Annotated in this window: 9 protein-coding genes; 2 read left to right on the top strand and 7 right to left on the bottom strand. The window is 58.3% G+C overall.

The window, feature by feature from the left end; genetic code table 11:
* The first annotated feature begins 133 nt into the window (after nt 1–133).
* On the top strand, nt 134–580 hold the full coding sequence (gene msrB / locus ACR0AU_RS20840; RefSeq protein WP_170399151.1) for a peptide-methionine (R)-S-oxide reductase MsrB: 447 nt from the start codon (nt 134–136) through the stop codon (nt 578–580).
* A complete protein-coding gene (msrA, locus tag ACR0AU_RS20835) occupies nt 580–1092 on the top strand; it encodes a peptide-methionine (S)-S-oxide reductase MsrA (protein WP_170408742.1) in 513 nt (170 codons plus the stop codon). The genes msrB and msrA overlap by 1 nt, the downstream gene beginning before the upstream one ends.
* A 24-nt stretch (nt 1093–1116) precedes the next feature.
* Here the strand turns inward: msrA and ACR0AU_RS20830 are convergent, their stop codons facing one another.
* The 7 genes from ACR0AU_RS20830 to ACR0AU_RS20800 form a co-directional block, all read right to left on the bottom strand.
* A complete protein-coding gene (locus ACR0AU_RS20830) occupies nt 1117–3120 on the bottom strand; it encodes a hydantoinase/oxoprolinase family protein (RefSeq protein ID WP_480796229.1) in 2004 nt (667 codons plus the stop codon).
* 62 nt (nt 3121–3182) lie between these two features.
* The gene (queG, locus tag ACR0AU_RS20825; protein ID WP_170734098.1) at nt 3183–4220 is read right to left on the bottom strand and encodes a tRNA epoxyqueuosine(34) reductase QueG; all 1038 of its coding nucleotides are present in this window, start codon (nt 4218–4220) and stop codon (nt 3183–3185) included.
* 76 nt (nt 4221–4296) lie between these two features.
* Complete coding sequence (gene fzlA, locus ACR0AU_RS20820) at nt 4297–4962, bottom strand: FtsZ-binding protein FzlA (RefSeq protein ID WP_170399162.1); 666 nt, start codon at nt 4960–4962, stop codon at nt 4297–4299.
* A 60-nt stretch (nt 4963–5022) separates the two neighbouring features.
* Nucleotides 5023–5763, bottom strand: coding sequence for a monofunctional biosynthetic peptidoglycan transglycosylase (gene mtgA, locus ACR0AU_RS20815; protein WP_170598598.1), 741 nt, complete (start codon nt 5761–5763; stop codon nt 5023–5025).
* A gap of 38 nt (nt 5764–5801) precedes the next feature.
* Nucleotides 5802–6752: a Hint domain-containing protein gene (locus ACR0AU_RS20810; RefSeq protein WP_170734097.1), complete on the bottom strand. Its 951-nt coding sequence runs from the start codon at nt 6750–6752 to the stop codon at nt 5802–5804.
* Nucleotides 6753–6937: 185 nt separating this feature from the next.
* Nucleotides 6938–11470 (bottom strand): glutamate synthase large subunit, encoded by a 4533-nt coding sequence (gene gltB, locus ACR0AU_RS20805; RefSeq protein WP_170734096.1) that lies wholly within the window; start codon nt 11468–11470, stop codon nt 6938–6940.
* A 109-nt stretch (nt 11471–11579) separates the two neighbouring features.
* Nucleotides 11580–13013 carry an NAD(P)-dependent oxidoreductase gene (locus ACR0AU_RS20800; protein ID WP_480796228.1) on the bottom strand — a complete coding sequence of 478 codons (1434 nt, stop codon included), beginning with the start codon at nt 13011–13013 and terminating at the stop codon, nt 11580–11582.
* Between the last annotated feature and the right edge of the window lie 62 nt (nt 13014–13075).

Raw genomic sequence — 13075 nt, 5'->3', positions numbered from 1 at the left:
CCTGTTATAAATCATACGCGCCGTGCATTCGTTTGGATCAACTGCACAGACCCGCGAGCGCGCTGTAATATGGTTTTGATTCCTGCGCATCTATGCCCAAATAGGACATCATCATTCAAACACCGGAGGATCCATGTCCCGTTATACCAAAGACCCCGAGGTCATTGCGGCCCTCTCACCTGAAGAATTTCACGTCACCCAGCGCAGCGGCACCGAACGCCCGGGCACTGGCAAGCTGTTGAACAACAAGGAACCGGGCATCTACGTGGATATCGTCTCGGGCGAGCCGTTGTTCGCCTCGACCCACAAATACGAATCCGGCTGCGGCTGGCCCAGTTTCACCAAGCCAATCATACATGAACATGTCGAAGAGTTTCGCGACACCACTCATGGCATGATCCGGACCGAGGTCCGCTCGAAACACGGCGACAGCCACCTGGGCCACGTGTTTCCCGATGGCCCCCGCGAACATGGCGGGCTACGCTATTGCATCAATTCCGCCTCGCTGCGGTTCATTCATCGCGACGAGATGGAGGCCGAAGGGTATGGCGAATTTCTGATCCATGTGGAGGATATCTGATGACCGATGAACGCGCCGTTCTGGCCGGAGGCTGCTTTTGGGGCATGCAGGACCTGATCCGCAAACTGCCCGGCGTCTCGCGCACCCGCGTCGGATACACCGGCGGCGATGTGCCAAACGCAACTTATCGCAACCACGGCACCCATGCTGAAGGGATCGAAATCTGGTTCGACCCGACCCAGATCACCTATCGTGATCTGCTAGAGTTCTTTTTCCAGATCCACGACCCGACTACCCTGAATCGTCAGGGCAATGACCGCGGAATGAGTTATCGCTCGGCGATCTACTATGTGGACGATGCCCAGAAACAGGTGGCCGAAGATACAATTGCCGATGTCAACGCCAGCGGCATTTGGCCCGGCAATGTGGTGACCGAAGTCGAACCCGTCGGCGATTTCTGGGAAGCCGAGCCCGAGCATCAAGATTACCTAGAGCGCATCCCCAACGGATACACCTGCCATTTCCCGCGCCCGGACTGGGTGCTGCCAAAACGCTCCAGTGCGGCAGAATGATATGCGCGGTAGCCCCTTGCGGGGCTATCCGACCGCCACCCGAGGTCGTCCGCTCGCTTCAACCGTGATCAACGCTTCGACGAAAACCTCTTGCGCCTCAATCTTGGCGGTGCGGATATCGCGGTCGACTGTCACGCGTATATCCTCGGCACCTGCTTGGCGCACCGCGCCCTCAGCCTCGTTGCGCAGCACCTCTTCAAGCAGCTGCAGAGCGGAATTCGAGTCCGAGAAATCCTGCGGCCCCTCTTCCAGATGTACCCGATAGCGGCCTTCGGCCGGGGACGTAACTGAACCGGCCCGCCGAAGGGTCAGCCGCCCGACAACCGCACCGATGGCATTTGCAACACCGGCATGCTCTGGCAGGACCATCTTGCAATGCAACCGCTCTCCGACTGCCGGGTAATAGCTGGGGGCCGAAGCCCCAAGGCCCACTACATCCACATTCAGCGCGGCATCCAATGCCAACAACCCACGGTGTTTCGCCAGCCCGCGCTGCGTCAGAACATGCCGGGCCAGATCTCTTGCAGGCTGGTCAAACCCATGGCTTTCCTCGGCAAAAGCAATCTCTAATAAGGTCAATGAGGTTTGTTTCGTCAACTGATCGACAATGAGCTGAGCCAGCGCTTCAGGCGATGCTGCCAGCTTGTCCCCTGATCCAACCCGCTTACGCGCCATCAGTTCCAGCGCCTTGAGCGCTGCCGAGCAGTCCCAATCCGCAAGCCGCCCCAGAGCATGGCTGGCATCCGAAGGGGTGACACCCGAGACCTGTACGATCCCGCGATCCACCAAACGACCCAGTGCCCCATGCTCCATCCGGGTTTGCAACAGACTGCTGAGCGGCACAACACGATCCTCCAACCGGTCCAGTAACACTGATTCACGCGGCCCGACCCCATCGGCGGGGATACCCGACACACGACGGGCAAACCTCGTGTCATGTTCACCTACGGTCGTCGCCCGCAATTGCTCATCCAATGCCGCATGTACCACATCCGGGGCCTCAGCTGCGATCAGCGACACCGGCAGCACCCGACGCGGCCCAAGGAAGACACCGCCGCCCAAGCCTTCGGTCACCACATGCACCTGACTGTCACCGCCCAAACCATGAGTCCGCATCGCAACCGCTTCAACCATGGTCCGGAAACCGCCAACCTGCGCGCCTGCGGGGTCGATGGCAGGTTTGCCATCTCTGATCAGCGCGACGTCGGTCGTAGTCCCGCCGATATCGGACACCAGCGCGTTCTCAACATCAGTCAGCCAGCGCGCGCCAACGATAGAGGCCGCAGGGCCACTTAGGATCGTTTCAATCGGACGCTCCCGCGCCTGCTCGGCGCTCATCAAAGCGCCATCCCCGCGCACAACCATCATTGGGGCGGTGATGCCCTGCGCGCGCAACTGATCCTGCGCGCGCCCGATCAAGCGGTCGATCATCCCGATCAATCGTGCATTCAGCACGGCGGTCACCGCACGCTTTGGCCCATTCAGCTTGGCCGACAGATGATGAGAGCACGTGACCGGCACTCCCGTTCGCTCGGAAATCACGCGCGCCACTTCCAGTTCATGCGCCGGATTCCTGGTCGCGAACTGTGCCGCAACCGCATAGCCGGAAATGCCTGAATGTGAGTCTAAAAAGGCCTCTAGCCCTGCAACATCCAATTCGGCGACCTGACCCCCGGCATGGTTGTGCCCCCCGGTCAGTACCAAAGCCGGATCGCCCTTCAACGCCTCTCTTAAACCGTGTTTCTCAAGGTCGCTTTCCCGAAACCCGACATAGATCAACGCCACGCGCCCGCCCTGGCCTTCGACCAACGCATTGGTGGCCAGCGTTGTCGATAACGATGCCATCCCAATCTGATCCGGAGACACATCAGCCGTCTCCAGCACGGCAGAAACCGCGCGGCCCACACCAATCGCTAGATCCGCTCGCGTGGTCAGCGATTTGGCCGACGCGATCACCTCGCGCTCATCCCGGATCAGCACCGCATCCGTATAGGTTCCGCCCGTATCCACCCCCAAAGCCAACGCCATCGGGTCCTCCATCTGTTCGCCAGAACCGGGTGTAGCGTTTTCCTGCGGCGCGTCCAGCCTGTTTACGACAACCGGGATGCCGCCCAGCGCGCTGCATCAGCCACGGTCGGATCCGGATCATCGGTCAGCGCCTGTGCAACCGGCAGTAACGCCGGCACCGCTGAGTTCCCAATCGCATAAAGCACGTTCCGCACGAACCGATTCCGGCCGATCCGCTTTATCGGCGAGCCCGAGAACATCGCGCGGAATGCTGTGTCATCCAGCTGCGCCAGTTCCGCCAACGGAGGCGCCTTTAGCTCCTCCCGCGCCGCATAGCGAAGGTCACTGGCCGCGACCGCAAACTTGTTCCACGGGCAGGCTGCAAGACAATCATCGCAGCCATAGATTCGGTTGCCCAACAGCGCGCGCAACTCTTCCTCCACCGGCCCCTTATGCTCGATGGTCAGATACGAAATACAGCGCCGCGCATCCAACTGATACGGTGCCGGAAACGCGTCGGTCGGACAGGCCGTCAAACACGCGCAGCATGAGCCACAATGGTCGACCTCAGCGCCATCCACAGGCAAATCTAAAGTTGTGAAAACAGACCCTAAAAAGGCCCAATTTCCCCAATCCTGACTGACAAGATTGGTATGCTTGCCCTGCCACCCCAGCCCAGCGGCCTGCCCCAGCGCCTTCTCTGGCACCGGAGCAGTATCGACAAACACCTTCACTTCACCCCCACCCTCGGCAATCAGCCAGCGCGCCAATCGTTTGAGGCGCTTCTTAACCAGATCGTGATAATCCTTGTTCTGCGCATAAACCGAAATGGCGCCCAAGTTGGAATGCGCCAGCACCGCAGTCGGGTCATGCTCGGGCGTATAGCTCTCCGCAAGCATGATCACCGACCGCGCGTCAGGCCACAGCACAGACGGATCACCGCGCCAATGAGCCCGCTCAGCCATCCAGCCCATCTGGCCATGATATCCGGCTTGTAGAAAGGCATCCAACCGTTCGGGAACAAGGGGCACATCCCAAGGACGACAAACCCGACAGGCGACAAACCCCTCAGACAAGGCTTGCTCCACCAACCGCTGTTTCAACTCCGATCCGCTCTTCATCTGGCCAAAAATACCTTCGGGGGTGAATTGGCCCAATGGCCAAGAGGGGGCGGACAGCCCCCTACCCCTCAATCTATCAGAAATCCAGATCCGCGTAATGTGGCGGTGGCCGGAATCCCGGAACCTGATCCGCCAGAATCGAGCGGAACGCCGGGCGGGATTTGATCTTGGCGTACCAGTCCTTCACCGCAGAGCTTCGGTTCCAATCTACGTCCGAAATGTAATCCAGCGCCGACAGATGCGCCGCCGCGGCGAAATCGGCCAATGTCATCTGATCTCCGGCCAGCCAGCGACGGTGATCCAGCAGCCAGGCCATATAATCCAGATGATACTTGATCGCGCGCGCGCCTTCCTTGACGTTCTTGCTGTCCGGATAGCCTTGCCCCGTTACTTTCTTGTTCACCCGCTCATACAGTAGCTTTGAGGTCACCTCGTGGTGAAACTTGTCATCAAACCAGCCTACCAAACGCCGCACCTCATAACGTGCTTCGGCTTTTTTAGGCATCAAGGGTGGCTCGGGTCGGGTCTCTTCGATATATTCGCAGATCGCGGCGCTTTCGGCCATGATCTGACCATCCAGTCGCAGCACAGGAACCTTACCCGCCGGGTTGCGGCGCAAAAAATCCGGGTCCTGTTCCCAGTATCGTTCTTCGACCAGCTCAACCTCGATCTTCTTTTCGGCCAGAGACAGGCGAACCTTGCGGCAATAGGGCGAGAGGGGAACGTGAAACAGACGCGCCATGAACTTCCATTCGAACCAGTAGAGTACCCTTCAAGCTTTAGCCGCTGAGGGGTCTGGGTTTCAATCCTCGAAACACGCGGCGCGTCCATCTGCGCGGATGGTGGCCGCTCCATCCAGAATTGACGCGGCACGCCTGCGGGTCCGCACCGATGGATCCGTCACCGACCGGTTGCGCGGGGATGGCAGAATCGCCGCCACACGCGCCGCTTGTGTCGGAGACATTTTTGCCGCACTCACCCCATAATACTTCTGCGCCGCGGCCTCGACGCCAAAGATCCCTTGTCCGGTTTCCGCGACGTTCAGATACACTTCGAGAATGCGCTGCTTGCTCCAGACGATTTCAACAACCGGTGTCATCGAGGTTTCAAGCGCCTTGCGGACCCAGCTGCGCCCCTGCCAGAGAAATACATTCTTGACCACCTGCTGCGTGATGGTCGATGCACCCCGGCTGCCGCCGTCTTCCAGCGCATCGCGGATCGCTTCGACATCAAAGCCCCAATGCAGGCAGAAGTTGGCATCCTCGGCTGCTACGACCGACCGCGCCATGATCGGGGCAATCTCTTCGATCGGCACCCACTCGCGATCAACCTTCCCAAGCCGACGCCACTCGGACCAGATCGTATGCGTGACCGGCGGGTTCACGACTGAATAGATCAGAACCAAAGACACAAAAGCCACGACCATCGCCAGAACAACACGAAGGGCCCAGCGCCGTATCCGAGCGATGGGGCCTGTTGTTTTGTTTGATCTGGACGCCTTCTTTTTCTTACCGCGCGGTTTGCGGACTGCTTTTTTTGCCATGCCTTGCTATACGCCGCGAAGGGCGTATTTGAAACGGATTATTTCGACAACATCTGTCCGTCGCGCGGTCGCACAACCGGGCGTGCAGTTCTGACTGAGGCTGCTCCGCGCGCCGCCAACTCCGGGAACAAGGCCAATACTTCTGCTTGCGTCCGACGCTCGGCCTGGGTCAGTGCATGTCCCGGGTAGTAGCTTTCACTTTTGGCGCCATTGGCGAACACGATCTCATGTCGCCGGAACAGAATGTGGATATAATCCACCTCGCCCCCTTCGACACGCGTGACTGTTGTTCCGTTCACAAGACAATGGGCAGCGATCAGAACTTCTTCATGGCCAAACAGGTAGGGTGCACGCCAATCATCGATCAGCATCCTGTGCTGCGGCGAAACAAGCAGAGGGCGCGTGATCCCGAACATCCCTGTCTCGAACCGAATGGGGGCCAGTTTACCCTCGGCTGCCACCTTGGTCCGACCAATCCAGAGCACAGGTTTAGCGCCGCTATCCGCGGTCGTAACCAGATCTCCAAGTTTCAGGTCCTCGACCGGCCGGGGCCCATCGGGGGTATCAATCAATGTGCTGGGCGTAAAGCAAGGCGGACCGAGATCACCGTTGGCGATATCGACCGAACCAAACGAAGCCCCATCATCGCTAAAATCGGTGACTGAAGAAGAAACAAACGTGCCTTGCTGCAGAACCGAGCCGTCTGTTGGGGTAAAAACCTCGCGCCCGTCAGCAAGGTAGAAGGTAACGCCGGTATATGTAACCTGCGCACCACCCGGCAACTCGATCGTCACCATATCATTGAAGTAAGACGCAGTGATGTCAGATCCGTCAACCGAGTCTCCATTCAGCCGGTTGACCAGATCATCGTCATTCTGATCGATGATATCAAAGAACTCGACGTTCAGCGTGGATCCAACAACGGTTCCGTTCGCACCCGGATTGGCCGGGTCGAGCACAAAAAACTGGTCTGTATACGTCGTGGGCACACCGATATTCCACTTCACTCACATCATTGGGATAGCAGCATGCCTGCATTTCCCGAATAAACTATGACTAAAGCTAGGCGTTATGCACGGCATTACACAAGAATTGGAAACAATATGGCCAGACAAAAGAATACCCGGCGTGTTGGGAACGACACGCCGGGCCAAAGATTTAGATCTCTCAAGACCTATTCTGCAGGAACCGCCGCCACCTCGGTGGTCAGAGGATGACTGAGCTTGTTCAACATCTCTTTCGGGCAAACCTGCAGGAAGTTGGTCTTTTCCACATCCCAATGCTGTAAGATATCAATGGCTTTGCGGCTATTGGTTTCCGCGACATGGCGCTCGATCATTGCTTTCAGCTGATCTTCCCAATGGTCCACTGTCACCGGACAGGTGACAAGCGTCTCCATGTTCATCAGCGCTTCGGCCTTGCCTTCGGGGTCGTACAGATAAGCCATACCACCCGTCATCCCCGCACCAAAGTTAGCACCGATATCGCCGAGAATAACCGCAATGCCGCCGGTCATGTATTCACACCCGTTCGAGCCGCAGCCTTCGATCACCACTCTGGCACCTGAATTTCGCACCGCGAACCGCTCACCTGCGCGGCCTGCTGCAAATAGGTGGCCATCGGTGGCACCGTATAGGACGGTGTTGCCAATGATGGTGTTATATTCCGCCTTGAGCGGGCTCACCTGCGGGGGTCGCACAACAATCATGCCGCCCGAAAGCCCCTTGCCGACATAGTCGTTGGCATCACCCGAGACCTCCAGCTTGAGACCTGGAGCGGCAAAAGCCCCCAGCGACTGGCCCGCCGAACCCTGCAGCTTCACATGCAAGTGATCGTCCTGGAACGTGTTCCGCATGCCGAAATTCTGGACGATGTGGCTTGAGACACGTGTACCCACGGTCCGATGCGTGTTCTGCACCGCGTAAGATAGTTGCATCTTCTCACCGTCTTTCAGGAACCGTGCTGCATCGCGCACAATCTCGGCATCCAGCGTATCCGGCACTGCATTACGATCCTTGTCGCGGTTGTAGACGATATCATGTGCGCCATCGACGGTGATCAACAGCGGGTTGAGGTCCAGATCATCCAGATGCGCCGATCCGCGGCTGACCTGTGCTAGCAGATCAGCACGACCGATGATTTCGTCAATCGAACGTGCGCCGAGGCTAGCCAGCAGTTCTCGCACTTCCTGTGCGTAGAAGGTGATCAGGTTCACCACCTTGTCCGCGTTGCCAGTAAACTTGGCACGCAACGATTCGTCCTGCGTACACACGCCCACCGGACAGGTGTTCGACTGGCACTGACGCACCATAATACAGCCCATTGCGATCAGGGCGGCGGTACCGATGCCGTATTCCTCGGCCCCCATCATCGCGGCCATGACGATGTCGCGACCGGTCCGCAGGCCACCATCGGTCCGCAGGGTCACACGGTCGCGCAGGTTGTTCATCGCCAGAACCTGATGGGCCTCAGTCAGACCCATCTCCCACGGCAGACCAGCATATTTGATCGACGTCGCGGGCGATGCGCCTGTACCGCCATTGTGGCCCGAAATCAGGATGATATCCGCTTTCGCCTTGGCCACACCGGCAGCAATCGTACCCACGCCCGAGGACGCAACCAGCTTCACCGTCACCTTGCAGCGCGGGTTGATCTGCTTCAGATCGTAGATCAACTGCGCCAGATCCTCGATCGAGTAGATGTCGTGGTGCGGCGGCGGCGAGATCAGCGTCACGCCCTTGGTCGAGTGCCGTAGACGCGCGATCAGGTCGGTGACCTTCATGCCCGGCAACTGACCACCCTCACCGGGTTTCGCGCCTTGCGCGACCTTGATCTCCAGTTCTTCGCACTGGTTCAGGTATTCGGCGGTTACACCAAACCGGCCCGAGGCCACCTGTTTGATCTTGGCCGATGGGTTGTCGCCATTGGGCTCCGGCACGAAATGCGCGGGATCTTCCCCGCCCTCGCCGGAGTCAGACTTGGCACCGATCCGGTTCATCGCCACGTTCAGCGTCTTGTGCGCCTCGGGGCTCAGCGCGCCCAGCGACATGCCCGGCGTAACGAACCGTTTGCGGATCGAGGTGATCGATTCGACCTCTTCAATCGGTACCGGCTTGCCCAGCGGTTTGAAATCCATCAGATCGCGCAGGTGGATCGGCGGGTTCGACTGCATCTTGGCCGAATACTGCTTCCACAGTTCATATGAGGCTCTGTTACAGGCCATTTGCATCATATGCATCGAGGTCGCTTCCCACGCGTGGGTCTCACCCGATTTGCGCGCTTTGTAGAAACCGCCGATGGGCAGCACATCCAGACCCGTGTCCCAGCCTTTGGCGTGGATTTCCTCGGCTTTGGCCTGAATACCGGTGACGCCGATGCCTGAAATCCGGCTGGTCATGCCTGGGAAATACTCGGCCACCATGGCACGGCTGAGGCCCACGGCCTCAAAGTTCAGGCCTCCACGGTAGGACGAAATCACCGAAATCCCCATCTTGGCCATGATCTTCAGCAGACCCTGGTCGATGGCTTCGCGATAGCGAGCAACGTTTTCGGTCAGGGTGCCGTCCAGCAGACCACGGTCAATGCGATCAGCCAGTGAATCTTCGGCCAGATAGGCGTTCACAACAGTCGCGCCACAGCCGATCAGAACCGCAAAGTAGTGAGGATCAACACATTCAGCAGACCGCACGTTCAGCGAACAAAAGGTCCGCAAACCCTGACGGGTCAAATGCGAATGCACAGCACTGGTGGCCAGGATCATCGGCATCGCCACACGACCTTGCCCTGAATTCATGTCAGACAGAACCAAGTGACCCGCGCCCGAGCGCACGGCTTCTTCTGCTTCGGCTCTAACACGTGCCAAGGCGGCGCTCAGAGCGCCTCGGCCGGGTTCAAAGCTACAATCGATCTCCGCAAGGGGTGAACCCAGTTGATTGACCAGGGTGTCCCATTGTGCATTGCCGACAAAGGGGCTTTCCAGAACGATGATCTCGGTCTGGCTGCTGTCTTCGTCCAGCACGTTCTTAAGGTTGCCGAACCGCGTCTTCAGCGACATCACACGGTATTCACGCAAACTGTCGATCGGAGGGTTCGTCACCTGGCTGAAGTTCTGCCGGAAAAAGTGGCTGAGCGGGCGGTATTGCTTGGACAGAACAGCCGAGGGCGTATCATCCCCCATCGAAGCCAGCGCCTCTTTGCCGTCCTCTGCCATCGGGGCAAGAATCTGTTCTAGGTCTTCTACAGAATACCCGGCCGCGATCTGACGCTTGCGCAGTTCTTCTCCGGTGAATTTCGGGTGTTCCGTCACGCCCGCAAGTGACTCGTCCAGATCGTTGATCTTGCCGACCCAGTCGCCAAACGGCAGTGCTCGGGCCAGTTTGTCCTTGATCTGCTTGTCGCGGAACAGCTTGCCCTTTTTCATATCGACAGCCAGCATCTGGCCCGGTCCCAGCGCGCCTTTTTCGGTCACGGTGGCCTCATCAATCGGCACCATACCCGCCTCGGACCCCGCGATGACCAGACCATCGCCGGTTACCACATAGCGCATCGGGCGCAGACCATTCCGATCCAAACCGGCACACACCCAGCGGCCATCCGTCATTGCCAGCGCAGCAGGGCCATCCCAAGGTTCCATCACTGAATTGCAGTAGGAATACATGTCGCGCCAGCTTTGCGGCAGCTCGATAGCTTGCTTGGACCAGCTTTCCGGAACCAGCATGGTTTTCGCCATCGGCGCCGAGCGCCCCGCACGCACCAAGACCTCGAATACCGAGTCTAATGCGGCGGAATCCGACGATCCGCCCGCTATGATCGGTTTGATATCCTCGGCATAGACGCCAAAGCTATCCGAGGTCATGCGGATCTCGTGGCTTTTCATCCAGTTGATGTTGCCTTTCAGCGTGTTGATCTCACCGTTGTGGGCCAACATACGGAAGGGCTGGGCCAGCCACCATTGCGGGAACGTGTTGGTCGAATAGCGCTGGTGGTAAATGGCAAAAGCGGACTCGAACCGCTCATCCATCAGGTCGGGGTAGAAAACAGCGACCTGCTCGGCCAGCATCATGCCTTTGTAGATGATCGACCGGCAAGACAGCGATGCCAGATACAGCCCCGAGATTCCTGCGGCCAGCGCCGCTTTTTCAATACGGCGACGAATGACATAGAGCTCACGCTCGAATGTCTCTTCATCCACGCCTTTGGAGTTCGAGATCAGAATTTGCTCGATCTCGGGCCGGGTCGCGTTGGCCTTTTCGCCCAGACAGGTCACATCAACCGGCACATGTCGCCAGCCATAAATATAGTAACCCATGCGTAAAACTTCGGTTTCCACGATGGTCCGGCACTGTTCCTGCGCGCCAAAATCCGTGCGGGGCAGGAAAACCTGACCGACAGCAACCAGTTCATCCAAGTTTGGTTCATGACCCGTGCGACGAATCTGATCATAGAAGAATGGGACAGGGATCTGCACATGGATACCTGCGCCATCCCCGGTTTTACCGTCCGCATCCACCGCGCCGCGATGCCAGATTGCCTTTAGCGCATCGATCCCGGCATCCACCACCTTGCGTGACGGCTTACCATCGACGGACACAACAAGGCCCACACCGCACGAGGAATGTTCTTCTTCCTCTGAATAGAGACCGTTTTCTGCCATCCATTTGCGCTTGGCTTCTTCGGCCCGCACCCAATCGGCATCATATTTGGTCATTGGCTGTCTCCTTCTTCCCAAGGGGGCACACAGGCTTTTGTTCATCTGTCGTCGTTCGCTTTCGAACGCATACCCGCTGGGATTTTTCGAATTGCTTTTGCGTTTTGTTTCACTCGGCTGCGATGGCGGATTTGGCGTTAAAACGCTCAATTATGGCATCTGCGCAATCGCGCCCGTCACGGATCGCCCAGACCACCAGCGAAGCACCGCGCACGATGTCGCCGATGGCATAAACGCCCTCCATCTCGGTTGCACCGGTCTGGAACGCAGCTTTGATTGTACCCCAGCGGGTCACAGGCAGATCAGGTTGGCCGAATAAGGTGGGCAGGTCTTCGGGTTCGAAGCCAAGCGCCTTGATCACCAGATCGGCCTCTTCGACATAGTCTGCGCCCTCAATCACTTCGGGAGCCTGACGGCCCGAGGCATCGGGCTGGCCCAGACGCATCTTCTGCACCATGACACCGTTTACTTGCTCATCGCCGGTAAAGCCTTTGGGTGCGCTAAGCCATTCGAAGATCACGCCTTCTTCCTCGGCATTCTGGGTCTCACGCTGCGAGCCCGGCATATTGGCGCGGTCCCGACGATAGAGGCATTTGACCGACGTCGCACCCTGACGAATCGACGTGCGCACGCAATCCATTGCGGTATCGCCCCCGCCGATGACGACCACTTTCTTACCTTCCGCGTTCAGGCGGCCATTGTCGAAGTCATCAACCGCATCGCCAAAACTTTTGCGATTCGAGGCTGTCAGAAAATCGATCGCCTTTTCAATCCCACCCAGACCGCTGCCGGGCATGGACAGATCACGGGATTTGTAGACGCCCGTTGCAATAATCACCGCATCATGTTTCGCGTGGATTTCCGCGAATTTCGCGGCGTCCACATCGCAGTTCAGCTCAAATGCAACACCACCATCTGCCAGCAGGTCATTTCGGCGTTGGACGATATCCTTTTCCAGCTTGAAACCGGGAATGCCGTACATCAGCAGCCCTCCCGCACGGTCATATCGATCATAGACCGTGACCTGAATACCCGCCCGGCGCAGCATATCCGCCGCTGCCAATCCTCCGGGACCACCGCCAATGATACCCACGCTTTCGTCGCGCTCGGCACGAGGCTGAACGGGTTTGACCCAGCCTTTGTCCCAGGCTGTATCGGTGATGTATTTCTCGATCGAGCCGATGGTGACCGTACCGTGGCCCGATTGCTCGATCACGCAATTGCCTTCGCACAGACGGTCCTGTGGGCAGATGCGGCCGCAGATTTCAGGGAAAGTGTTGGTAGCCTGGCTTGTTTGATACGCCTCTTCCAACCGCCCGGTTGCCGTCAGGTTCAGCCAATCAGGGATATTGTTGTGCAGCGGACAATGGGACTGGCAATAGGGCACTCCGCACTGGCTGCATCGGCTGGCCTGTTCGACCGCCTTCTCCGCGGCGTACTCTGCATAGATTTCATCGAAGTCCTCTTTGCGGTCACTGGCGGCACGCTTTTCAGGCATGACACGATCGATCTGCACAAATTTCAGCATCGGTTGCTTGGCCACGGGTCAGACTCCATGAATTGGCTTGGTCAGGGTTCTTTAAGTGATGTCATTCTGGATGAAAA

The sequence above is a fragment of the Ruegeria sp. CG1 genome (assembly GCF_056537265.1).
Note: the sequence above shows the minus strand (reverse complement) of the source record. Positions and strands in the feature narration are given on the sequence as shown.

Coding starts and splice junctions, on each gene's coding strand:
- msrB (WP_170399151.1), top strand. CDS start 134: ATGTCCCGTTATACCAAAGACCCCGAGGTCATTGCGGCCCTCTCACCT.
- msrA (WP_170408742.1), top strand. CDS start 580: ATGACCGATGAACGCGCCGTTCTGGCCGGAGGCTGCTTTTGGGGCATG.
- ACR0AU_RS20830 (WP_480796229.1), bottom strand. CDS start 3,120: ATGGCGTTGGCTTTGGGGGTGGATACGGGCGGAACCTATACGGATGCG.
- queG (WP_170734098.1), bottom strand. CDS start 4,220: ATGAAGAGCGGATCGGAGTTGAAACAGCGGTTGGTGGAGCAAGCCTTG.
- fzlA (WP_170399162.1), bottom strand. CDS start 4,962: ATGGCGCGTCTGTTTCACGTTCCCCTCTCGCCCTATTGCCGCAAGGTT.
- mtgA (WP_170598598.1), bottom strand. CDS start 5,763: ATGGCAAAAAAAGCAGTCCGCAAACCGCGCGGTAAGAAAAAGAAGGCG.
- gltB (WP_170734096.1), bottom strand. CDS start 11,470: ATGACCAAATATGATGCCGATTGGGTGCGGGCCGAAGAAGCCAAGCGC.